Below are 22714 nucleotides of genomic sequence, written 5' to 3'. Positions count from 1 at the left end.
CGCGCGGCCGGTCACAGGAACCGTTCGCCCTCGATGCGGTCGAGCGCCTCGTGGAAATCCTTGCGCGCATGGTCGACGGCGCGGGGATCCTGCCCGTCGAGCACTGCCTGGAACTGGGTGATCAGATGGTCGATGATCGCCCGGTCGTCGCCGAGGAAATTCTCGAAGCATTTCTCGCCCCGCGCGAGCGCCGCCCGGTTGAGCTCGTCCTCGCGGGGATGAGTCTTCAGCGCTGCGAGTGCGGCCCGCCGCTCGGCGATCGCGGCCTCGTCGCCGACATGATCGTCGTTGATGACGAGGCTGGTGCGCTGCCCTGACTTTTCGACCAGGATATCGACTTCGAGCAGGCCGCTGACATCATAGGAGAAGCGTACCTGGATCTGTTGCCCGGCGGGGCCGCGGGGCACCTTCACCCGCGTTTCGCCGATCGCGACATTGTCGCGCACCAGCCGAGCCTCGCCCTGGTAGATGCCGAACAGCACTTCGGTCTGGTTGTCCTGGATCGTCTCGAAGCTGTGAACCCGGCTTGCCGGGATCACCGTGTTGCGTTCCAGGATCGGGGAGAAGAGCCCATGCTCAAAGCCACCGCCCGGCAATTGCCGGCTGATGTTCACGCCGAGCGAATAGGGGCAGACATCAGTGACGACAACTTCGCGCAGCGCCGAATCGCGCGCCTTCAGTCCCGCCTGCACCGCTGCGCCGAGCGCCACCGCCTCGTCCGGATTGACCGTCGCGTTGGGAAACCGCCCGAACATCCGCGCCACCGCGCGGCGGACGATGGGCATCCGCGTCGCCCCGCCGATCAGGATGATGTCGGACAGCGCCTCGGGCCGCAGGTCGCTGTCGCGCAAGGCCCTGAGCACCGGCTCGCGCAGCCGCTCGATCAGCGGCGCCGCCTGGGCTTCGAACTCTGCGGCCTGGACTTCGAGCTCGTAGGGCTCGTCCTTCCAGATCATGCGCATCGTCGCCGACGCCGCCGTGGTCAGGTCGCGGCGGGCGCGTTCGGCCTGCTCGCGGATCTTCTGATAGAGCGCGTCGTCACGCTCGGACGCCTTCCAGGCGTCGGCGAAGCGGGCGCGCATCAGCCCGATGAGCAGTTCGTTGAAATCCTCGCCACCCAGCTGGTTGTCGCCGGTCGAGGCGCGGACCTCGATGATGCCTTCGAAGATCTCCACGATCGAGACGTCGAACGTGCCGCCGCCGAGATCGAAGACGAAGAAGCGCGCCTCGCGCTCGAGATTGTGGATGCCATAGGCCAGCGCGGCGGCGGTCGGTTCGTTGATCAGCCGCTCGACACGGAGCCCGGCAAGCTCGCCGGCGCGGTGAGTGGCCTTGCGCTGCTGATCGTTGAAATAGGCGGGAACGGTGATGACCGCTTCGGTGACGGATTCTCCCAGAAAGGCTTCGGCATCCTCCTTCAGGCTGCGCAGCACGAGTGCCGAAAGCTCCTCGGCGCTGTAATTCCGGTCGCCCAGCCTGGTCGTCCGGCGCGTGCCCATGTAGCGCTTGAAGGCACTCGCGGTGGCGTGCGGATGGCTTGCCTGACGCTCTCGCGCGGCGAGCCCGACGAGCAGGGTGCCGTCATCGTCGATGCTCACCGCGGACGGCGTCAGCGTCTGGCCGAGACGATTGGGGATCAGGGTCGCGGCGCCATCCTTCCAGACGGCAGCGGCGCTGTTGGTCGTGCCAAGGTCGATTCCGATGATCATGCCGTGCTTCGAGTCCCCGCCCAGTTTCAACCGCATAACCGCGCGGCTCGCGGCGGTGAAGCACCGGATTGGCGTTCGCCGGTGATTCGGTTCATTTTCGGTTCACCGGGCGGCCCGCCATCTCGGGGGCGTGACATGAGGGGTGTGAGATGCGGGGAATGATCAAGGCCGGCGCGCTGGCATTTCTGGTAATACCGGCGATGGCCCAGGCAATGACGGTCGACGAATTCCTGGCGAAAGCCGCCGCGCTCCAGGCGAAAGGCATGGTGGCGATGGTGTCGCCCGATCTCGGGCTGGTTCGGGACGAGATCAAGACGGCGGCGACGGCCTATCGCGCGGATCTCGACGGCGCCCAAGCCGCCGGCCGGAAGCCGCGAAGCTGCCCGCCCCCCAAGGGCCAGGCAAAGATCGATTCGAACACTCTGATCGCCTCGTTCAGGACGATTCCGGCAGCGAAGCGGACGATGAGCGTGAAGGCGGCCTTCTACAGCTTCATGGACAAGCGCTATCCCTGCCCCTGACCGGACCTATTCTATTCCATCAGGCCGAGAACGAGCAGCAGGATGGAAAAGGCAAGCAGCGCGATGAAGGCGAACCACATCAGCGCGATCGTCCGCCACAAGGCTGATCGCTTGCGCAGCGAATAGGCGCCGCACAGCTGCGCGAACATGTGCACGGGTGGAGCGAGCAGCGCCGCCAGCGTGATCATGCCGGCCGACAGGCCGACCATGCTGCCGAGACTGAGCGCCACCACCAGCAGCATCATGAAGCTGAGCGAATAAGTGACGAAAATCGCATGGTCGTAGAGCTGAAAGCGGCGCCGCCACAGGAACAGCAGCGCCACGAACGGCACCGAGATCGGGATCAGCGCCCAGGAGAATTTATAAGCGCTGGACTGGAGCTTGTAGAGAGCCAGGCCGGGATTGGCTCTCACCTTGGCAATGCCCCGGTCGAGCACCGGCCAGCCGGTCTCGTGCCCGGCGGCCCCCAGATCCGTATGGCCGCCGGCAGCGTCGTCCCGCGCCGCCTTGAGCGCGTCGACCGTGTTCTGCGCCGCGATCAAGTCTCCATCGGGTTCGTCTGTCGGGGCCTTTGCGTGCGCCGCGCGTGCCCTGGTGAGTTCGGCGGTCGCCTCGGCGATCTTGGTGTCGATCTTCGCGATCTTCTGCTGGCGCGCCGCCGGGTTTGCCTCGGGCGTTTCAAGCTCGCCATCGAAGGTGTGGATCGTCGCGAACATCAGGAAGACGGAGAACAGGAACAGCGCGAGCGGGGACACGAAGCGCGCGCGCTCGCCAGCGATATAGCGCCGGGTCAATGCCCCGGGATGCAATACCAGCATCGGCAGCGTGCGCCAGATCTTGCCCTCGAAATGAAAGACGCCGTGAAGCAGGTCATGCGCGATCGAGCTCAGCGTGCGGTGGACATGCTCGGTCTGGCCGCAGGCGTGGCAATAGTCACCGATCAGCGCAGTGCCGCAGTTCAGGCACAGGCCGTGCGCCGCGCCCCCGGCATGGCCCTCCCCCGCGCGCGGCTCGAAAGCGCGCCCGATCAATGCTCCTGTGGCGATATCGCCGGCTGCCTCGATTCCCCCGCTCATCGCGGTCGATTATCACTGGATGCGGATAAGGCGATAGGGCTTTGGCGCTGGGCCATGGTCGTGGTAGCGAGATTTTCATGGCTGATGCCGAGAATGATTCCACTGGCTTGATTGCCGAAATGGGCCGCCGGGCGCGCGCTGCCGCGCGCGCGCTCGCCGGGCTGTCGAGCGCGGCCAAATGCCGGGCGCTCGAAATGGCCGCTGAAGCGATTCGCCAGGCCACGCCGGAAATTCTCGCGGCGAACGCTATCGACATGGCGCGTGCCGAGGCGGCGGGCTTGTCGAGTGCGATGCTCGACCGTCTCCGGCTCGATCCCCGGCGGATCGACGCGATGGCGGAGGGGGTCGCTACCGTCGCCACGCTGCGCGATCCGGTAGGCCAGCTGATCGACGAGAATCGCCGCCCCAATGGTCTCATCCTGCGGCGCGTTCGCGTACCGATCGGGGTAATCGGCATTATCTACGAAAGCCGCCCGAATGTGACCGCTGATGCAGCCGCGCTCTGCATCAAGTCGGGCAATGCGGTGATCCTGCGCGGCGGATCGGAAGCGATCGAGAGCAATCGCGCGATTCACGCGGCTTTGGTCGCCGGGCTCGAGCGTGGCGGGATTTCGGGCGATGCGGCGCAACTCGTTCCGACCACTGATCGCGCTGCGGTCGGGGCGATCCTTGGCGCCGAGGGAGTGATCGACCTCGTCGTGCCGCGCGGCGGCAAGAGCCTCGTCGCACGGGTTCAGGCCGAGGCGCGCGTGCCCGTGCTCGCGCATCTCGACGGCATCAACCATGTCTATGTCGACGCCTCGGCTGATTCGACGATGGCCGAGGCGATCACCGTCAACGCCAAGATGCGGCGGACCGGCATTTGCGGCGCCATGGAGACGCTGCTGATCGACCGCGCCTACCCCTATCCGGAAGCGCTGGTCCGGGCGCTGATGGCCACCAGTTGCGAAGTTCGCGGCGACGCGGCGGTTCAGGCGCTCGTCCCTGCGGTAGCCGCAGCCAGCCCTGCCGATTGGGACACCGAATATCTCGAGGCGATCGCTTCGGTCGCGATCGTTGACGGTGTCGAGGGCGCGATGGCGCATATCGCGGCGCACGGATCGCATCATACCGATGCGATCGTCGCGTCCGACGAGGGTGTCGCCGAGCGCTTCCTCGCCAGCGTCGACAGCGCGATCGTGTTGTGGAACGCCTCGACCCAATTCGCCGACGGTGGCGAATTCGGCCTTGGCGCCGAAATCGGCATCGCCACCGGCCGGCTGCATGCGCGTGGGCCCGTCGCGCTGGAGGGGCTGACGACCTATAAGTGGATCGTGCGCGGCACCGGCCAGGTTCGCCCCTGATTATTTCCCGGGCGGGATTGCGAGGCAAGGCGCGGATACGCATATCCGCCGCGCTGGCGGGGGCCGTCACGAGGGAAAGCCGCAAGGGGAAATCTGCGATGCGCTATAACCCGCTGGGCCGCACCGGCCTGTTCGTCTCCGAACTCTGCCTCGGCACGATGACCTTCGGCGGCGAAGGCTTTTTCGCATATATGGGTCAGGTGAAGCAGGACGAGGCAGATGCCTTGCTGCGTGCCGCGGTCGATGCCGGGGTGAACTTCATCGACACTGCCAATGTCTATTCGCAAGGCGTGTCCGAGCAGATCACTGGTCAGGCGATCAAGAATCTGGGTCTGAAGCGTGAGGATGTGGTGCTCGCCACCAAGGTGATGGGGCCGATGGGCGAGGGGCCGAACAGCCGCGGCAATTCGCGCGGGCACATCATGGACCAGATCAAGGCAAGCCTGGCCCGGCTCGGCACCGACCATATCGATCTCTACCAGATCCACGGCTTAGATGCCGCGACGCCGATCGAGGAGACGGTCCGCGCGCTCGACGATCTCGTGCGACAGGGCCATGTCCGCTATGTCGGGATTTCGAACTGGGCTGCGTGGCAGATCGCCAAGGCACTCGGCATCGCCGAGCGGCTCGGGATGGAGCGCTTCCAGAGCGTTCAATCCTATTACACCATCGCCGGCCGCGATCTCGAGCGCGAACTGGTGCCGATGATGAACTCGGAAGGCCTCGGCCTGATGGTCTGGAGTCCGCTCGCCGGTGGCTATCTCTCGGGCAAATATCGGGATGGCGACACGCAGGGCCGCCGCGCGACCCGCGCCTTCCCGCCGGTCGACGAGGTGCGCGGCGACAAGGTGCTCGATGCGCTTGAGCCGATCGCGAAGGCGCATGGCGTCTCGGTCGCGCAGATTGCGATCGCCTGGCTGCTCCACCAGCCGCATGTCACCAGCGTGATCGTCGGCGCCAAGCGCAAGGACCAGCTCGACGACAATCTCGCCGCGGCGAAGGTGGTGCTGAGCGCTGACGAGCTGGCGACGCTCGATGCGGTCAGTAAGCTGCCGCCCGAATATCCCGGCTGGATGACGGCGCTCCAGGGCACCTATCGCGACGGCGTACTGAAGCAGCCGCCGCGCGGCTGATGCTTGTATCCGATGTATCTGATGTATACATTTGATACATGAGCAAGACGGCTGTGATCACCGCCCGTGTCGATGAGGCAACGCTGCAATCCCTCGACGCGCTCGCCGAGAGCCAGGAGCGCAGCCGCGCCTGGCTCGTCGCCAAGGCGATCCAGCGGTACGTCAAGGAAGAAACCGAATTCCACTCCTTCATCAAGGAGGGCGAGGATGCCATCGATCGCGGCGACTATCTGACTCACGAGGAAATGATCGCCGATATCAAGAGCTGGAAACTGGGTCGGAAGCGCGTCGCCTGATGCGCATTCTCTGGTCGCGGCCGGCGCGCGACGATGTCTTTGCGATCGCGGACTATTATGATGCGATCGACCCCGATCTTGCCGAAGCGATTGTCGATCGGATCGATGGCGCCGCCTCGGCATTGCTCGCCAATCCCCATATCGGCAGGCCGTTCGTGAATCTCGATATCCGCAAATGGAACGTGCGGCACACGCCCTTCCTGCTGCTCTATGTGGTTCGCGGCAACGACATCGAAATCCGCCGCGTCAGGCACGGCGCGGCCGATTGGCTGGCAGAATGACCCGCATCGGCATCCTCGGCGGGTCGTTCAACCCGGCGCATAGCGGCCACCGCGCCATCAGCCTCGCTGCAATCGCGGCGCTTGGGCTCGATGAAGTCTGGTGGCTGGTCTCGCCCGGCAACCCGCTCAAGGAGAAGAGCGGCGACATGGCGCCCGTCGCCGCCCGCCTCGCCTCGGCGCGCGTGATGGCGCGGCACGCGCCAATCCGGGTCAGCGCGATCGAGCTGAAACTGGGTACGCGCTACACCGTCGATACCGTCGCCAAGCTCCTGCGGCTCTACCCGAAGAAGCGCTTCATCTGGCTGATGGGCGCGGACAATCTCGCCCAGTTCGACCAGTGGCGCGATTGGCGCGGCATAGCGCGAGAGGTTCCGATTGCGGTTGTCGCCCGTCCGGGCTATGAAGGGGCTGCCCGCGCGGCCCCCGCGATGGGTTGGTTGCGGCGCTTCATCCGGCCCGCATGCCAGGCAAAGAACTGGACGAAGTGGAGATTGCCGGCACTCGTGCTGTTGCGCTTCCGCCCCGACCCGACTTCTGCGACCCGGCTTCGCATGGCCGATCCCGCCTGGCAGCGGCGTTTTCTGCCGCGAATATCGTCCCCACCCTCACCATAGGAACCGTCTTGGCCTTATCTTCCTCCGTATTGCGTGCGACCGATCCCGACGAGGTCGACGCGCTGCATCAGCTCGTCCTGGCGTCGCTCGACGACGATCAGGCAGTCGACACCATTTCGATCCCGCTCGCCGGCAAGAGCAGCATCGCCGATCACATGGTGATCGCGAGCGGCCGCTCGACCCGCCAGGTCGCGTCGATGGCCTCGAAGCTCGCCGAGAAGATCAAGGGTGAGCTTGGCCGCACCACGCGGATCGAGGGGTTGCCGACGGCCGACTGGGTGCTGATCGACGCGGGCGACGTGATCGTCCATCTCTTCCGGCCCGAAGTGCGCAGCTTCTACAATCTCGAGCGGATGTGGGCGTTCGGCGATGCGCCGCCCGCCGAGGCCCCCGCCGAGCCGACGCCCGCGCGCGACGCCTAGGCGTTGCTGCTCCATATCGTCGCGCGCGGCCGGATCGGGCGCTCGCCCGAGAGTGAGCTGGTCGATCGTTATGTGAAGCGGCTCGCCTGGCCGGTGCGGCTCACCGAGCTGCCCGACAGCGGCGGAAAGATGCCCTTGACCGAGGGCCAGACCCGGATCGTGATGCTCGACGAGACCGGCGAGATGCTTGGCTCGCGCGCCTTTGCCGACCGGCTCGGCAAGTGGCGCGACGACGGCGTTCGCGAAACGCGTTTCCTGATCGGCGCCGCTGACGGTTTCGACGACACCGAGCGCGCGAATGCCGATCTCCTCCTCTCCTTCGGCCGTGCGACCTGGCCGCATCTGCTCGCCCGGGCGATGCTGGCCGAGCAATTGTGGCGAGCGACGAGCATCCTTGCCAACCATCCCTATCACCGCGAAGGATGAGGCGATGAGGGGTCGGGCTTTTGGTGGGGCAATCGCAATCGGCGCGCTCGCGGCCGGCGGCCTCTTCGCTGCGGCCTCGGCCCAGAGCCCGGTGTCGGAACAGCAGCAGCGCCTCGTCGCGGCAAAGGCCGAGTCGGACGCAGCCGCCCGCCGCTCCGCCGCGCTTGAACGCGAGGCCGCCAACGAGAAGGACCAGGCGCTCCAGGCACGCGCCCAGGAGGCAGCGGTCGCCGCGCGGATCCAGCAGACCGAGGCCGATATCGCGGCAGGCCAGGCCCGAATCGCGATCATCGACCGGCTGCTTGCCGCCCAGCGCGCACGGCTCGCGGTTCGCCAGGGCCCGATCGCGCGGCTGATGGCGGCGCTTCAATCGCTCGCCAGGCGACCGGCGATGATCAGCGTGGTCCAACCCGGCTCGGTCGACGATCTCGTCCATGTCCGCGCGGTGCTGTCGAACACGCTGCCGGTGATCCGTGCCCGCACCGCCGATGTTCGCGCCGATCTCGCCCGCACCCGCGCGCTCCAGGCCGGTGCGACCCAGGCGACCAGGGCGCTGGCCGACAGCCGCACCCAGCTCGAGGCACAAAGGCTGGCGCTCACCCGGCTCGAGGCCGAGCACCGCATGCGCTCGCGCGCGCTCGGCCGCGATGCCCTGTTCGAATCGGATCGCGCCATCGCGCTCGGCGAACAGGCCCGCGACATCGTCGACCTGATGGACCAGCTCGGCAACCAGGCGACGACGCGCGAGGAGCTCGAATCGCTCCCCGGCCCACTACCGCGCCCGCCGCGCCCCGGCGAAGTGGCCTCGCCGGTCGACACCATCTCCTGGTCGCACAGCGCACCGCCCTACAGGCTTCCCGTCATGGGGCGGGTGGTCACCGGGCTGGGCGAGCTTTCCGATACCGGTGTGCGCTCGCGCGGCCTGACCATCGCCAGCGCGAAGGAGGCGGAGGTGATCGCGCCGGCAGCCGGCCGGATCGCTTATGCCGGCCCTTTTCGCGGGTACGGCACGATCGTCATCATCGATCACGGCGGCGGCTGGACCTCGCTGATCTCGGGCCTCGGCGCGGTGTCGGTCCGGGTCGGCGAACGGGTCGGGCAGGGCGCGCCGATCGGCCAGGCGAGCGGCGGCGATGATCCTCATGTCACCATCGAGCTCCGCCGCCGCGATCGCCCGATCGACATGACGCCCTTGCTCGGCTGACCGCTCAGCTTTCGTTCAGCCCGCGCGCGCTTTGATCGCGCCGAAAATACCGCTACGGTGGGCGCAATCCGTTCCTTGCAGGTACCTTGATCCGATGACACGTTCAGCGCCCCGCGCATTCCTCCAGGCCACAGCGATCGCGCTGGTGCTGGCGATCGTCCCCGTCGGCACCAGTGCGATGGCGGCGGTCGATACCGACACCTATCGCGAGATCGACGTGTTCATGGACGTCTTCAACCGGGTGAAGGCCGATTATGTCGACAAGGTCGACGACAAGACCCTGATCAAGGGCGCGATCAGCGGCATGCTCGCAGCGCTCGATCCGCACAGCGCCTATGAGACCGGGCTCGATTACGACAATCTGCGCATCCAGACCTCGGGCAGCTATGGCGGCCTCGGCCTCAGCGTCACGCTCGAGGATGGCGCGGTCAAGGTGATCGCCCCGCAGGAGGATACGCCGGGCTGGCGCGCCGGGATCAAGTCGGGCGATTACATCACCCATATCAACGGCAAGCTGATCTACGGCGAGACGCTTGACGAAGCGATCACCGAGATGCGCGGGCCTCCCGGCAGCAAGATCACGCTGACCCTGATCCGCCCTGGCCGCGACAAGCCGATCGAAGTCTCGGTAGTGCGTGAGCGGATCATCCAGAAGCCGGTCAAATGGGAAGTGAAGAACGGCATCGGCTATATCGATATCAACACCTTCTCCGAAAATACCGGCGAGGCGACCAAGGCGGCGATCCTCGGCATCGAAAAGTCGCTCGGCCATGCCCCGCTCGGCTATGTCGTCGATCTGCGCGACAATGGCGGCGGGCTTCGCGACGAGGCAGTCAATGTCGCCGACGATTTCCTGAACTATGGCGAGGTCGTCTCCGAGCGCGGCCGCGAAAAGGGCGATATCCAGCGCTTCTACGCGCATAATGGCGATTATGCGCACGGCCTGCCGGTGATCGTCCTGACCAACTCGGGCACTGCATCGGCCTCAGAGATCGTCGCCGGTGCGCTCCAGGATCATCACCGCGCGCTGATCATGGGCGAGCGCTCGTTCGGCAAGGGATCGGTGCAGACCGTGCTCGATCTCGGCAACGGCACTGCGCTGCGCCTCACCACCTCGCGCTATTACACGCCATCGGGCCGCTCGGTGCAGGAGGGCGGGATCCAGCCCGACATCAAGGTGCCGCAGCTCTCCGACCCCGATTACAAGTCGCGCCCGGTGTTCCGCGAGGATGATCTGCGCCGCCATTTGATCAACGAGGTCAAGGCTGACAATTCAGTGCTCGAGGAGGACACCAAGCCCGATCCGCGCTTCTCCGCCACGGTCGAGCAGCTGAAGGCGAAAGGGATAACCGACTTCCAGCTCGATTATGCGCTGAAGACGATCGGGCGGCTCGCCACCGCGCCGCAGGTCGCGGCGGTAACGCGCAAGTGAGTTCCAGCCTCTTCCGTCACTTCGGACTTGTTTCGCGTCGTCCCAAGGCACGTCGGCACGAATGGATAGGTGGATGCCGGAACAAGTCCGGCATGACGAGGTGGGTTGATGACGCGCAATAATTTCGCCAGCGCCCGCGCGCTCGCCCTCCTCCTGCCGCTCGCGCTGATGGCGGGCGCGCTTGCCTTCCAGTATCTCGGCGGCCTCTACCCCTGCGAGATGTGCTGGTGGCAGCGTTATCCGCATATCGCCGCGATCGCCCTCGCTGCCCTCGCTTTCGTCGTTCCGGGCATGGCGGCGAAGCGCGCGCTGGTTCTGCTCGCCGCGCTTGCGATCCTCGCCAGCGGCGCGATCGGCGTCTTCCATGCTGGGGTCGAATATCATTGGTGGCAGGGTATCACTGCCTGCAGCTCGACGATGAGTGGCCATGGCGGCTCGGTCGACGACATGCTGAAGCGGATCATGAGCGCGCCGATCGTCCGCTGCGACGTGGCGCAATGGACCCTGTTCGGCATTTCGCTTGCAGGCTTCAACGCGCTCTTTTCGTTGGTCGGCGGCGCCACCATCTTGTCGCTGATGCGACGGCCTCAGCCATGACCACTCCTGCCGCAGGCTGGCGACCGGGCGACGCGAAGCGCGCGACCCGCTCGATGATCCGGGTGGATCAGGCTGGCGAATATGGCGCGACGCGGATCTATGCCGGGCAGCTCGCGGTGATGGGCGATCGCACGCCGGTGGCGCGCAAGATCGTCGGCATGGCCAACCAGGAGGAGCGCCACCGCGCCTTTTTCGATGCGATGATGGCGCGGCGCGGGGTGCGGCCGACCTTGCTCCAGCCCTTCTGGAATGTGGCCGGTTTCGCGCTCGGCGCAGCGACCGCCGCGCTCGGGCCCGAGGCGGCGATGGCCTGCACCGTCGCGGTCGAGACCGAGATCGACAAACATTATGCCGAGCAACTCGAAGCGCTGGGCGAGAGCGACCCGGAATTGTCGGCAGCGATCGCCGATTTCCAGGCCGAGGAAGTCGAGCATCGCGAGACGGCGCTCGGCGCAGGCGCCGAGCGCGCGCCTGGCTATCCGGTACTTACCCGATTGATTCGGATCGGCTGCCGGCTAGCTATCGAGACGGCCAAGCGGTTTTGAGCTGGGAGAAAGCGATGATCGTCACCTTCATTGCGGGAGCGATCGCGCTGACCGCCGTCGGCCCCGCCGCCGCCCAGGCCGCAGCGACGCCGCCCGCGCCCGTGCCAACGCAGACCCCCGCCCCGACCGCATCCACGCCCGCGACTCACGCTCCAGTCCCGGCACTGCCCGGCGCGCCCGCGGCGCCGAAGCCCGAAGCGCCGGCCGAGGTCTCGCGCAACGCGCCGATCAACGGCGTGCTGACGTTGTTCGGCAATGAGCGCTGCCCTACCGACAGCAACGGCAATGAAGTCGTCGTCTGCGTCCGCCGCAGCGCGTCCGAGCAATTCCGCATCCCCAAGGAGATGCGCGAGTTCAAGGTCACCCCGGCGAATGAAAGCTGGGCGGCGAGGGCGCAGGGAATCGTCGGTGACCCGACGGTCGCCGGCGGCATCGGCAGCTGCTCGACGGTCGGCCCGGGCGGATCGACCGGCTGCTTCCTGAAGCAGGCCCAGGCGGCCAAGGCCGAGAACAAGGAAAAGAAGGCCGAACAACAACATGTCGAGGATTCGCTGCCCTGATTCCCGAACAGCCTCCCGATCCGCAGTTGCGCGGGCGGGGTCTTGAGCTAGAATGACGGCGTCTTTCGGTGGGGTAAGGGTTCAATGGCGACGGTGACGGGCAACCCGGCGCGAGTGAAGCCGATTTCGGCTGATGCCTATGAGAAGTTCCTCGCCGTCGCGGCGATCCTGCTGCTCGCCACGGTGCTGACTGCCCTGGCGCGCGGCCGCGCGCATTGGGGCGACGTCCCCTGGCAGGTCTGGGCGCATCTCGTGACGATCCTGACCGCGCTGGTGCTCACCCCGTTCCAGCTGCTGCGCCGCCGAGGCGATCAGCCGCACCGCCTGCTCGGCACGATCTGGGTGGTCGCCATCTTCCTCGCTGCCGCCTTCTCCTTCCTCGTCCGTGGGATCAACCATGGCGGCTTCAGCATCATCCATATCCTGTCGGCTTATGTGATCGTCTCGGCGCCGATCATCTGGTGGTCGGCCCATACCCACCGCGTCGCCGCGCACCGCGGCAATGTGCGCGGGATGATCACCGGTGCCTTGCTCGTTGCCGGTCTCTTCACCCTGCCGTTCGGGCGGCTCCTCGGTTCCTGGTTGTTCGGCTGACCCTATGACTATTTCAGAGCCCGTCCGCGGGCCGCACAAGGTGGCGCTTGGCCTGTTCGCGCTCATCTGGTTCTCGATCATCTGGTTCGGATCGAACGAGTATAATCCGAACAATTCGACCCGGCTGTTCGCCGCGATCTCGCTGGTCGAGAATCACGACGCGACGATCGACGAGTTCAAGACGCTGACGATCGATAAGGCCGAGTTCGGCCAGCATGTCTATCTGGACAAGGCACCCGGCATGACCCTGATGGCGATGCCCGCGGTGGCGATCGCCGATATGCTGACCGGCACGAGCGCAGCGCTCTATCCCAAGAAGATCACCAATCACGGCCTGGCGCAGTTCATGCGGCTGCGCCTCCGGCTGGCGGTTGCCATGAGCATAGCGATCCTCACTGCCCTGGCCGCTGTGCTGCTGCTCGATCTGGCGACCGGCATCACCGGCAACCCGCAGGCCGGGCTGGTGACCGCGCTCGGCTATGCATTGGCGACGCCGGTGTGGGGCTGGTCCACCACGCTGTTCGGCCACGCAGCGGTCGGCGCCCTGCTGCTGATCGCGACCTGGGCGATCTGGCGCAGCACCTCGAGCGCGGGCACGCTCGGCCGCCTGCGCTATCCGCTGATCGCCGGCGCGGCGCTCGGCTGGGCCCTGGTGATCGAATATCCCACCGTGATCCCCGGCCTTCCGATCGTCGCCTGGGCGATCTGGCGGACGCGGACTCTCGACTGGCCGGGCCGGGCCAGGATCTTCGGGCTGACGGCGGCCGCCGGCATCATCGCGCTGCTGCCGCTAATCGCCTATAATGAGATCGCCTTCGGTACCTTGTTCAAGGTCGGCTATTCGGGCGTGGTCGGGTTCGACGGCATGAACCAGGGCTTTTTCGGGCTGACCTATCCAAAGCTCGCCGTGCTCGGCGAAATCACCTTCGGCACGGCGCGCGGCCTGTTCTGGGTCGCGCCGATCCTGTTCCTCGCGCCGTTCGGCATCGCTCGCCTGATCCGCGCTCCGGAGACCCGCGACCTCGGGCTGCTCGCGACGGCGATCGTCATTCTCGTGCTGCTCTACAATGCGTCCTACGTCTATTGGGACGGCGGCTTTTCGACCGGGCCGCGCCATTCGATCCCGATGGTCGGTTTCCTCGCCCTCGGCATCGCGCCGCTCTGGCGGGACTGGCGGGCGACCGGCCGCGGCTGGATCGCGGGGCTGGTGGCCTCGGGCATTGTCCTCAATCTCGCCATCGCCGCCACCGAGATCGCAGCACCGAGCGAATTTCGCTTTCCGCTGGTCAACCCGATCCTGAAGGGTTTCGTCCAGGGCAAGATCCGCGACATCCCCGGCGACTATTGGGGCTGGCCGCCCCTGCTCGGGCTGCTCTCCTGGCTGGCGGTCGCGCTGCCGTTACTGTGGTGGATCGTCAGCGAGGCGCGCTTGCCCGTCGCCGCGCCCAGGGATATCCAACCAGACCTCGCGTGACTGGCGAATCGTGGAGCACCACGGGGAAGCGCGGGGCTCAAGAGCCGCTCGCCTGGGCAATCCTCCAACGATGGAGCCCGAAATGACCGAGCCCGTGATCCGCCCCGTAACCCATATCGCCTTCCTGCTTTTCCCGAACGTCACCCAGCTCGATCTGACCGGACCGGCCCAGGTCCTGTCGCGCCTCGGCAACGCACGGATCGATCTCGTCGCGAAGACCAGCGATCCGGTGCCGACCGACGCGGGGTTCGCGTTGCTGCCGACCGCGACCTTCGCTGATGCGGCGCAGCCCGATATCCTCTGCATTCCTGGCGGCTTCGGCACCCAGGATGCCATGGAGGATGAAGCGACGCTTGCCTGGGTCAGCCAGGCGGCGGCGGGCGCGACCTGGGTGACGAGCGTCTGCACTGGTGCTCTGCTTCTCGGCGCGGCCGGATTGCTCAGGGGCTACCGGGCGACGACTCACTGGGCCTCGCACCATCACCTTGCTGCGTTCGGGGCGATTCCCGTGCACGAGCGCGTCGTGTTCGATCGCAACCGCGCGACCGGCGGCGGGGTCACCGCCGGCATCGATTTCGGCCTCGCGCTGACCGCCGTCCTCCGCGGCGAGGCGCATGCGAAGCTCGTCCAGCTCAGCCTCGAATATGATCCGGCGCCGCCCTTCGATTGCGGCTCGCCCGGGCGGGCCGATGCGGAGACGCTCGATCGCTACAAGGCGCTGGTGGCGAGATCGGTGCCCGAACGCGACGCGCGAACACGGGCGGCGGCTGAGCGGATGATGGCGGAGCCTCTCGACCGGTAGGTCGATCCTGTGCACAAGGGCGCGACCATCGTTCCGGAGGGGTTGATGCATCGACGATCGATTGACGTTCGATTTCGCGACAATGGATTCACGCAAAGACGCGAAGACGCGACGAAGCTCATGCAAGGCGCGCTTCCGCTTCTTCGTCTGCGCGCTCTCTTCGCATCGTCGCGCTTTTGCGTGAATCTCAAAGCCTCGCTGTCCAACCGTCGATTCGTCCGAGTTCGCGCGCTGGCCCTGACGGCACTGCTTGCCCTGGCCTGGCAGTCACCCGCCCATGCGAGCGGCGATTTCAGCTGTTCGGCAGCGTGGAAACTGAGCCACAAGCAGTATTCCGGCTGCGACAATATGGCGTTGCTCGGGCCCGGCAACGATACGCGGGTCAATCTGGTCCTGCTGCTGTTCGATGCCCGGTCCCGCACCGCGCCGCCGCCCCATGCGAGCAATGTCCCGCCCGACCGGCCGACGCCGGCCGCCCTGTTCGAATGGCCGGCGCTGAGGGACGTGATGTTCCCGCCGGCGGCGCTGGCCGATGACAGCGCCTATGCCGATGGCGAAGGGTCCCGGTGCCTGAGCAACGCCAATGGCATCGCTGCCTTCGAGGCGGCAGTGAAAGATGCGCGGGGACTGCCGGAGAACGAACGCACCGATCTCGTCGCCGCGCGGCGGGCGCTTCAGCCGACCTGCTCGGCGGCGAGCGGCGGGGCGGCGATCATCGCGGGCCTTCCTGGCCGCATGAGATCGGAGCCGGGCAGGGCCTTTGCCCGCTATCTGCAGGGCGCACTCGCTTTCTACGATGGCGATTATGACGCAGCCGCCGCGCATTTTGCCGCTCTCAACGGCGCCGGCCAGCCCTGGCTCAGAGAAACCGCCCGCTACATGCTCGGCCGGGTCGAGGTGAACCGCGCCCAGGTCGACGCCTTTGACGAATTTGGTTCGCGGAAAGATACTCCGATCGACGCGCGGGTCATCGCCCGCGCCGAAGCCGGGCTGCTCACCTATCTTCACGATTATCCGAACGGCGCCTATGCGGCCTCGGCGCGCGGCCTGTTGCGCCGGGTCTACTGGCTTGGCGGCAACGAGGCGAAATTGGCCGCCACCTATGTGTCCCTGTTCGCCCAGGGCCCTGCCGGCCTCGACGACAGCGCGCTTGCCGACGAGATCGACACCAAGCTGCTCCCGACCATCAAGCCGGCCGACACGACCGATCCGATCCTGCTCGCCGTGCTTGATCTCGCCGCCATGCGCAGCGGGGAAAGCGACACGGGCAATGCCTGTTGCGGCACGCCGATCACGCTCGCCCGGCTTCAGGCGCAACGACCTGCCTTTGCCGCCAACCCCGCCCTGTTCGACTATCTGCTGGCGGCCCATGCCTGGTTCGTCGAGAACAAGCCGGCCGAGGTGCTCCGCCTCATCCCCGACGCCGCGCGGCAGAAAAAGTTCAGCTATCTCCAGTTCAGCCGGCAGGTGCTGCGTGGCATGGCGCTCGATGCGCTAAGGGATCGCAACGCACGCGGCTTCTGGCTCGATCTGCTGCCCGGCGCGACTCTTCCTTATCAACACGCCGCCATCGAGCTTGCCCTTGCCCTGCACGATGAACGCACCGCAGCGCTCGGCCGCGTCTTCGAACCCGGCTCGCCGGTCAGCGATCCGGTGGTTCGCGAAATCCTGCTCGCCAATGTCGCCGGCGCGCCCCTGCTTCGGCAGCAGGCGCGGAATATGGCCGCGCCGCTCCACGAGCGCGAGGTTGCCCTGTTCACTTTGCTTTTCAAGGAGGTGACGCGGGGCGCCCCGCGCGATTTCGTCGCTGATCTGGCGATGGTGCCGGCTGCTGCCTCCAGGGAAGCGGGCAGCATTGATGTGCTTGGCGCCGAGCATCCCTGGCTTGGCGTCTTCACGCATGGCGCCGCCTCGGAGGGTTATGCCTGCCCGTCGCTCAGGGAAACGGCGACCCAGCTCGCCGGCGATCCGCGCGGCATCAAGGCGCGGCTATGCCTTGCCGAATTCGTCCGGCTGAACGGCTTCGACGAGTATGCGCTCGACAGCCAGCCTCCGAAGGACGAACTCGGCGGCACGCCGTCGCTGCTTCCGGGAACGCCCTTTTCCCGGCTCGAAATCTACAAGGCGATCATCGCCGATCCGACGGCGGCGCCGGCCGACAAGGCCTATGCGCTGTACCGCGCGGTCAATTGCTACGGCCCGTCGGGCAATAACAGCTGCGGCGGCGTCGAGGTTGAGCCGGCGCAACGCAAGGCCTGGTTCCTGCGCCTGAAAAAGGATTATGCCACGACGACCTGGTCGAAGCAGCAACGCTATTTCTGGTAGCGCATGATCCGCATTGTCGCCGCGATCCTGCTGCTGGCGCTGGCCGCTGCGCGCGGCGAGGCAGCGCCCGAGGTCCGGGTCGATGCCCGCGATTACGATGCCTTCTGGCTCTGGGCCGGGGTGAGGCCGCAGCCGGTGCTGGCCAAGGCAAGCCGGGTCTATCTGCTGCAAGGCCAGGTCGGCACGCGCGATCCGATCCGCTTCACCTCGCAGCGGCCGGCGATCCCGCATGTCCGGGGCGCTGACGTGTGGATGGTCATCCGGGTCGGAACATTGCGCTGGACCCCGGACATCTACCGCCAGGTCCTTGCCCAGCTGACCCGGTGGCGATCGGCGGGCAACCGGGTCGTCGGCGTGCAGATCGATTTCGATGCCCGCACCCGCCATCTCGAAGACTATGCCGCCTTCCTTCGCGATCTTCGCCACCGCCTGCCCGCCGATTGCCGGCTCGGCATCACCGGCCTGCTCGACTGGAGCAGCAATGGCGATCCCAAGGGGCTGGATGCCCTGGCGAGCGTGGTCGATGAGGTCGTGCTGCAGATCTACCAGGGCCGTCATGTCATCCCAGGCTATGCCCGCTATCTCGCGCGGCTCGATCGGATGAAGATCCCGTTCCGCATCGGCCTGTTGCAGGGCGGGGAGTGGGCGCCGCCGCCGGGGCTTGCCGCGAACCCGCACTTCAGGGGCTATGTCGTCTTCCTGCGAAACCCGGCCGCGCCATGAGGGCGCAGCGCTCCGGCTCTCCCGGCTGGCACCATTCGATATCGCCCGGGGGTCATGACGTGCGCCATGGCGCCGCACGATCGCGCTAGTCGCTCGCGCGTTTTGCCGCGTAGGCGGCACGCGCGGCATCCATGCGCGGCGTGTTCACCATCACCCATTCGGCGAGTGTCCGGACCGGCTCGAGAAACTCGCGCCCGAGCTCGGTCAGCGCATATTCGACCTGGGGTGGTGTCACCGGCGTCACCTTGCGCGACACGAAGCCATGTTCTTCCAGGTCCCGCAGCGTCGATGCGAGCACTTTCTGGCTGATCTCGCCGATTTCGCGCCGCAGCGCGTTGAACCGGCACGGGCCCCGTCCGAGCACGCGCACGACCAGCATCGACCATTTGTCGCTGATCCGCGCCAGCGTGCGGCTGATATGCTCGCAAGCCGCCGCGTTGCCCGCCTCGCATACCGGGACGGTTTCCATCAGGTTATCTAGTGTCGCCAAGGTGCCTCCTTGTTGAACCCCACTCACAATACGTAATTAGGTTACCTCAAGAAACTACAAAATACGAGGTCACCAATGACGAAGCCCCGGATCGCTCTCATTATCGGCTCGACGCGCGCGACGCGCTTTGCCGACACGCCAGCCCAGTGGATGCTGAAACAGGCCGAGGCGCGCGGCGACATGGACGTAGAGCTCGTCGACCTGCGCGACCATCCGATGCCCTTTTTCGACGAGGCCATGTCCAATCTCTGGGCGCCGAGCGAGAATCCGGAAGCGGTCCGCTGGCAGCAGACGATCGGCCGGTATGACGGCTATATCTTCGTCGTTGCCGAATATAACCATTCGATCACCGGCGTGCTCAAGAACGCGCTCGACCAGGCCTATAAGGAGTGGAACCGCAAGCCGTTCACCGCGATCGGCTATGGTGGCACGGGTGCCACGCGTGCGATTGAGCATCTGCGGGGCATCGGCGTGGAGCTTCAGATGGTCTCCACCAAATCCGCCGTCCATATCGGCGGTGGCGACTTCATGGCGATCCATCCCTATTTCGGGAAGCAGCCGATCGAGACGATCGAAGCCAACCTGATCCCGTCCGCCAGTGCTGCGCTCGACGAGCTGGTATGGTGGGCGCGGGCGACGATGCCGGCTCGCGCGGCTGACGCCTGAGCGATCGCGAGCCGCCTGAGGCCGCCGGGATGGCGAGGCGCGGCGAATCCTCTTTGCCGCTCCTCGGCTCCCGCGCATCGGCGGGCGCAGGGCATCGGGCGAGACGAATTCGACCGGGATGAAGAACAGTCGGTGCGGAAAAGCCGATCGGGTCTGCCCGGAGGCTGACGCCCCTGGCCGAGATGCTATAGGCGGGTCATGATCGATCTCGACGCTTATCTCGCCCGCATCGGCCTTGAACGACGCCCGGCCGCCGATGCCGATGGCCTCGCCATGCTCCAGCGTGCGCACCGGCTTGCCATCCCGTTCGAGAATCTCGACGTCATCCTCGGCCGCGGCATCCGGATCGACAGCGAGTCGGTCTTCGCCAAGCTCGTGACGGCGCGGCGCGGGGGCTATTGCTTCGAGCATAACCGCCTGTTCCTCGACGCCCTGGCCGCGCTCGGCTTCGAGGCGCGGCCGCTGCTGGCGCGAGTCTGGCTCGGCGCGATCGAGACGCCGCCGGTTACCCATGCGCTCAGCCTGGTGACGATCGCCGGCGAGGACTGGATCGCCGATGCCGGTTTCGGCGGCAGCTACGCGCCGATCATGCGGCTTGCCGTGGAGACCGAAGTCGAAGCGTCGGACGGCGCCCGCTTCAGGCTTGCGCGCGACCCGGTCCATGGCTGGATGCTGTCGCGTGACGGCCATCCCGGCACGACCGACGGGCGCAACACCGGCGCCGGCTTCCAGCCGCAATACAGCTTCGCCCTCGCGACCGTCTGGGATGCCGATCTGACGCTCAGCAATCGCTGGACCTCGGCAGCGCCGGAAAGTCGCTTCCTGCAGGTCCGCCTCGCCTCCAGGGTCCTGCCCCGGGGCATGGCGAGCCTGAACGGGCGAGAGTATCGCGAGCGTGACGGTGATGGGGAAATCGCGATCGAGATTACTGACCCCCACGCCTATCGCAGGCGCCTCGACGAGGCGTTCGGCATCGAGCTGACCGTGGAGGAAGTCGCGAAATTGGGGCTGTTCGAGCCTGCCGATGCGATGAATTAGCGCGACGGCAAACCGCCCGACATCTAAGCTCGCGCCGCACAACGATGCGGGGAGGGCAGACGCAATGACTCAAGCCATCGGACAGGACATCGCGAAAGCGGAAGAAGCGCTGCTCGAAGAGCTGCGCAGGGTGCGCCGGGTCGCGCGAACACCGGGAGGCACTGCCGACGGTAGCGTGCCGCTACTCACCGCCGGCCAGAAGATCGCCGATACCGTCGCCTCGACGATGGGCTCGTGGCGGTTCATCATCATCCAGACGACCATCCTGCTCTTCTGGATCGCCCTGAACATCACTGCCTATATCAAGCATTGGGATCCCTATCCCTTCATCCTGCTCAACCTCGCTTTGTCGTTCCAGGCGGCTTATGCGGCGCCCTTCATCATGATGAGCCAGAACCGGCAGCAGGATATCGACCGGCGCGCGGCTGAGACCGACTATCACATCAACATCAAGGCCGAGCTCGAGATCGAGCTGCTCCACCAGAAGCTCGATCAGCTGCGCGAGACCGAGGTCCAGTATCTGACCAAGGCAGTGAATGACCTCACCGATCTGATCAACCGGTCGGGCCTCTGTGCGCCGGCAGCCCAGAAGCCTTCCGCCGGCTGATTCACCGGCAAGGGCTGGCGGGATAGAGAATTGATGGTCGCGCCACGGGCCGGCGGCGCGGCAGCCGCATGGCGGATTCGAAGCGAGAGCGGATGCCGTACGGTGACCGGAAACACGATCTCAGCTTGTGAAACTATCGAAGTAAAACCAATGAACTCTATCTGTATTGAAAGAATAATCCGCAATATAGACGGGGTATTCGTCGCCAGCCTTTCAGCAAAGATGACTAGAGAACGTCATCGCTTATCAGCTTCAGGCGGACGCTGCGCCGCAACGTCACCTCGCAAAACTCGCGAAGGCCGAAATATTATCGCAAAAGGTCGTGTCAAAAGCGCGAATTTGTTTTTCTTCTCCGGCGGCAAATTCAATCATTCTTGTCCAAACCCCGCAATAGAATCACACCTTCTTCTTCAGTCCGCGTATCCGGTGCCAGATATAGAAGCCGACTGCCGCGACCAGCACGACCGCGATCAGCGCGTCGGCGCTGTGGAAGGCGGTCTTGATCCGCGGATCGCTGTTCCATTTGTCGCCGAGCGTCATGCCGACCCAGGCCAGCCCGAAACACCACGGCCAGGAACCGATAAAGGTGTAGATGTGGAACGGTACCAGCTTCATTCGCGCGACGCCGGCGGGGAAAGCGATGAAGGAGCGGATCACCGGCAGCAGCCGCCCGATCAGCACCGCGATCCCGCCGAAGCGGTCGAAGAAGCGATCGGCCATGTCGAGCTCAGCCGGGCCGATCAGCGCATAGCGTCCCCAGCGCTCGGCGACCGGCCGTCCGCCGCGCTTGCCGATCTCGTAGCCGACGATCGAACCGAGATTGCAGCCGATCGCCCCCGCGGTCGCGGCCAGATACAGGTCGAAACGCCCGGTCGAGACGAGATAACCGGCGAATGGCATGATGATCTCGGACGGGAGCGGGATGCAGGCGGATTCGATCGCCATCAGCAGCACGATGCCGAGATAGCCGCCGCCCGAAATCACGGCGATGGCGAAACTGGCGAGGAGGGTCAGGATTTTCTCGATCATCCCCGCCCTTTCCGCGAAGCCGGCGTCCGCCGCCAGCAAAATATCGCCGCACCGGCGTCTGGCGGACGCGCGAAACGACACCATCTCCCAACCATGACGGGATCGCCGAGATGAACGAAGCGGGCAAGAAAGCCGCCGCCCTCGCCGCGGTCGAAGAGGTTCAGCCCGGTATGCTGGTGGGCCTCGGCACCGGCACCACCGCTGCCTTTGCGATCACTCGCCTCGGCGAGCTGGTCATCGCCGGCCTGAGCATCAGGGCGGTCGCCACCTCTGTCCACACCGAACAGGCTGCCCGGGCCATGGGCATCCCGATCATCGACCTCGCCGGCCTCGCCGAAATCGACCTGACCATCGACGGCGCCGACGAGATCGACCATCGCCTCTTCGCGATCAAGGGCGCGGGCGGCGCGATGCTCCGCGAGAAGATCGTCGCCGCCGCCTCGCGCCGCATGATTGTGATCGCCGATGCGTCGAAGCGCGTAGCCCGAATCGGGGCGGCCAGGGTGCCTGTCGAAGTCCTGCCTTTCGCCCTGAGCTTCGTCACGGCCCGACTCGAAGCCATGGGCGCGCGCGCCATGCTGCGGCAGGGCTATCGCACTGATCAGGACAATCTCATCATCGACTGCATATTTCCCGAAATGCCAGATCCTTGCGCGCTGGCGGCCCATCTTTCCGCGATCCCCGGCATGCTCGGGCACGGCCTTTTCCTTGACGAGGTCGATTGCGCCTATATCGGCGATGGCGACCGCGTCATTCGGCTCGAGCGGCAGGCAACCTCCGGCACTGCCTAGCGTTCGGCACCTACAT

26 protein-coding genes and 1 riboswitch are annotated in these 22714 nt (G+C 66.1%); of the genes, 22 read left to right on the top strand and 4 right to left on the bottom strand.

What is annotated here, in order from left to right:
• Positions 1 to 11: 11 nt before the first annotated feature.
• Positions 12 to 1709 (bottom strand): Hsp70 family protein, encoded by a 1698-nt coding sequence (locus ABD050_RS02395; protein WP_343887536.1) that lies wholly within the window; start codon positions 1707 to 1709, stop codon positions 12 to 14.
• A 149-nt stretch (positions 1710 to 1858) separates the two neighbouring features.
• On the opposite strand from ABD050_RS02395, the gene ABD050_RS02390 reads away from it, so the two are divergent.
• A complete protein-coding gene (locus ABD050_RS02390) occupies positions 1859 to 2230 on the top strand; it encodes a hypothetical protein (RefSeq protein ID WP_343887535.1) in 372 nt (123 codons plus the stop codon).
• A gap of 11 nt (positions 2231 to 2241) precedes the next feature.
• On the opposite strand, the gene ABD050_RS02385 is transcribed toward ABD050_RS02390, so the two are convergent.
• Positions 2242 to 3306, bottom strand: a complete 1065-nt coding sequence (locus tag ABD050_RS02385) for a DUF3667 domain-containing protein (RefSeq protein ID WP_343887534.1) — start codon at positions 3304 to 3306, stop codon at positions 2242 to 2244.
• Positions 3307 to 3383: 77 nt separating this feature from the next.
• Between ABD050_RS02385 and ABD050_RS02380 the strand changes: the two genes are divergently transcribed.
• The 17 genes from ABD050_RS02380 to ABD050_RS02300 all read left to right on the top strand — a co-directional run bounded on the left by ABD050_RS02380 (position 3384) and on the right by ABD050_RS02300 (position 18077).
• Entirely contained in the window at positions 3384 to 4649 is a 1266-nt protein-coding gene (locus ABD050_RS02380; protein ID WP_343887533.1) for a glutamate-5-semialdehyde dehydrogenase, read from the top strand.
• A 98-nt stretch (positions 4650 to 4747) separates the two neighbouring features.
• A complete protein-coding gene (locus ABD050_RS02375; protein ID WP_343887532.1) occupies positions 4748 to 5782 on the top strand; it encodes an aldo/keto reductase in 1035 nt (344 codons plus the stop codon).
• Between the two features lie 38 nt (positions 5783 to 5820).
• The gene (locus ABD050_RS02370; protein WP_343887531.1) at positions 5821 to 6078 is read left to right on the top strand and encodes a CopG family ribbon-helix-helix protein; all 258 of its coding nucleotides are present in this window, start codon (positions 5821 to 5823) and stop codon (positions 6076 to 6078) included.
• The gene (locus ABD050_RS02365; RefSeq protein ID WP_343887530.1) at positions 6078 to 6359 is read left to right on the top strand and encodes a type II toxin-antitoxin system RelE/ParE family toxin; all 282 of its coding nucleotides are present in this window, start codon (positions 6078 to 6080) and stop codon (positions 6357 to 6359) included. The genes ABD050_RS02370 and ABD050_RS02365 overlap by 1 nt, the downstream gene beginning before the upstream one ends.
• Complete coding sequence (locus tag ABD050_RS02360) at positions 6356 to 6973, top strand: nicotinate-nucleotide adenylyltransferase (protein WP_343887529.1); 618 nt, start codon at positions 6356 to 6358, stop codon at positions 6971 to 6973. Before ABD050_RS02365 ends, ABD050_RS02360 begins: the two co-directional genes overlap by 4 nt.
• A gap of 8 nt (positions 6974 to 6981) precedes the next feature.
• Entirely contained in the window at positions 6982 to 7395 is a 414-nt protein-coding gene (rsfS, locus tag ABD050_RS02355) for a ribosome silencing factor (protein WP_343887528.1), read from the top strand.
• Positions 7396 to 7398: 3 nt separating this feature from the next.
• Positions 7399 to 7821, top strand: a complete 423-nt coding sequence (locus tag ABD050_RS02350) for a 23S rRNA (pseudouridine(1915)-N(3))-methyltransferase RlmH (RefSeq protein WP_343887527.1) — start codon at positions 7399 to 7401, stop codon at positions 7819 to 7821.
• A 4-nt stretch (positions 7822 to 7825) separates the two neighbouring features.
• Complete coding sequence (locus tag ABD050_RS02345) at positions 7826 to 9025, top strand: murein hydrolase activator EnvC family protein (protein ID WP_343887526.1); 1200 nt, start codon at positions 7826 to 7828, stop codon at positions 9023 to 9025.
• Between the two features lie 94 nt (positions 9026 to 9119).
• Positions 9120 to 10457: a S41 family peptidase gene (locus tag ABD050_RS02340; protein ID WP_343887525.1), complete on the top strand. Its 1338-nt coding sequence runs from the start codon at positions 9120 to 9122 to the stop codon at positions 10455 to 10457.
• A gap of 108 nt (positions 10458 to 10565) precedes the next feature.
• Complete coding sequence (locus ABD050_RS02335) at positions 10566 to 11054, top strand: disulfide bond formation protein B (RefSeq protein ID WP_343887524.1); 489 nt, start codon at positions 10566 to 10568, stop codon at positions 11052 to 11054.
• On the top strand, positions 11051 to 11599 hold the full coding sequence (locus ABD050_RS02330; protein WP_343887522.1) for a demethoxyubiquinone hydroxylase family protein: 549 nt from the start codon (positions 11051 to 11053) through the stop codon (positions 11597 to 11599). Before ABD050_RS02335 ends, ABD050_RS02330 begins: the two co-directional genes overlap by 4 nt.
• 14 nt (positions 11600 to 11613) lie before the next feature.
• Positions 11614 to 12159, top strand: a complete 546-nt coding sequence (locus ABD050_RS02325) for a hypothetical protein (protein WP_343887521.1) — start codon at positions 11614 to 11616, stop codon at positions 12157 to 12159.
• 84 nt (positions 12160 to 12243) lie between these two features.
• Entirely contained in the window at positions 12244 to 12753 is a 510-nt protein-coding gene (locus ABD050_RS02320) for a DUF2306 domain-containing protein (protein WP_343887520.1), read from the top strand.
• Positions 12754 to 12757: 4 nt separating this feature from the next.
• Positions 12758 to 14227: a hypothetical protein gene (locus tag ABD050_RS02315; protein WP_343887519.1), complete on the top strand. Its 1470-nt coding sequence runs from the start codon at positions 12758 to 12760 to the stop codon at positions 14225 to 14227.
• Positions 14214 to 14292, top strand: a riboswitch (ZMP/ZTP riboswitch). (Overlaps the previous gene by 14 nt.)
• 17 nt (positions 14293 to 14309) lie before the next feature.
• A complete protein-coding gene (locus ABD050_RS02310) occupies positions 14310 to 15029 on the top strand; it encodes a DJ-1/PfpI family protein (protein WP_343887518.1) in 720 nt (239 codons plus the stop codon).
• A 180-nt stretch (positions 15030 to 15209) separates the two neighbouring features.
• Complete coding sequence (locus ABD050_RS02305; protein ID WP_343887517.1) at positions 15210 to 17354, top strand: PA5441 family protein; 2145 nt, start codon at positions 15210 to 15212, stop codon at positions 17352 to 17354.
• Between the two features lie 3 nt (positions 17355 to 17357).
• Positions 17358 to 18077 (top strand): DUF3142 domain-containing protein, encoded by a 720-nt coding sequence (locus ABD050_RS02300; protein ID WP_343887516.1) that lies wholly within the window; start codon positions 17358 to 17360, stop codon positions 18075 to 18077.
• A gap of 85 nt (positions 18078 to 18162) precedes the next feature.
• On the opposite strand, the gene ABD050_RS02295 is transcribed toward ABD050_RS02300, so the two are convergent.
• On the bottom strand, positions 18163 to 18567 hold the full coding sequence (locus ABD050_RS02295) for a winged helix-turn-helix transcriptional regulator (protein WP_343887515.1): 405 nt from the start codon (positions 18565 to 18567) through the stop codon (positions 18163 to 18165).
• A gap of 75 nt (positions 18568 to 18642) precedes the next feature.
• Here ABD050_RS02295 and ABD050_RS02290 point away from each other — a divergent pair, with 75 nt between their 5' ends.
• The 3 genes from ABD050_RS02290 to ABD050_RS02280 all read left to right on the top strand — a co-directional run bounded on the left by ABD050_RS02290 (position 18643) and on the right by ABD050_RS02280 (position 20878).
• Positions 18643 to 19233, top strand: a complete 591-nt coding sequence (locus ABD050_RS02290) for an NADPH-dependent FMN reductase (protein WP_343887514.1) — start codon at positions 18643 to 18645, stop codon at positions 19231 to 19233.
• Between the two features lie 198 nt (positions 19234 to 19431).
• Positions 19432 to 20271, top strand: coding sequence for an arylamine N-acetyltransferase family protein (locus ABD050_RS02285; protein ID WP_343887513.1), 840 nt, complete (start codon positions 19432 to 19434; stop codon positions 20269 to 20271).
• A gap of 64 nt (positions 20272 to 20335) precedes the next feature.
• On the top strand, positions 20336 to 20878 hold the full coding sequence (locus ABD050_RS02280) for a DUF1003 domain-containing protein (protein ID WP_343887512.1): 543 nt from the start codon (positions 20336 to 20338) through the stop codon (positions 20876 to 20878).
• 396 nt (positions 20879 to 21274) lie between these two features.
• On the opposite strand, the gene ABD050_RS02275 is transcribed toward ABD050_RS02280, so the two are convergent.
• Positions 21275 to 21907, bottom strand: coding sequence for a DedA family protein (locus ABD050_RS02275; protein WP_343887511.1), 633 nt, complete (start codon positions 21905 to 21907; stop codon positions 21275 to 21277).
• Between the two features lie 110 nt (positions 21908 to 22017).
• On the opposite strand from ABD050_RS02275, the gene rpiA reads away from it, so the two are divergent.
• Positions 22018 to 22698, top strand: a complete 681-nt coding sequence (gene rpiA / locus ABD050_RS02270; protein WP_343887510.1) for a ribose-5-phosphate isomerase RpiA — start codon at positions 22018 to 22020, stop codon at positions 22696 to 22698.
• Positions 22699 to 22714 lie beyond the last annotated feature (16 nt).

Source organism: Sphingomonas oligophenolica, from assembly GCF_039522915.1.
GTDB lineage: Bacteria > Pseudomonadota > Alphaproteobacteria > Sphingomonadales > Sphingomonadaceae > Sphingomonas > Sphingomonas oligophenolica.
The sequence above is the reverse complement of the archived record's forward strand: the minus strand, read 5'-3'. Positions and strand labels throughout refer to the sequence as shown.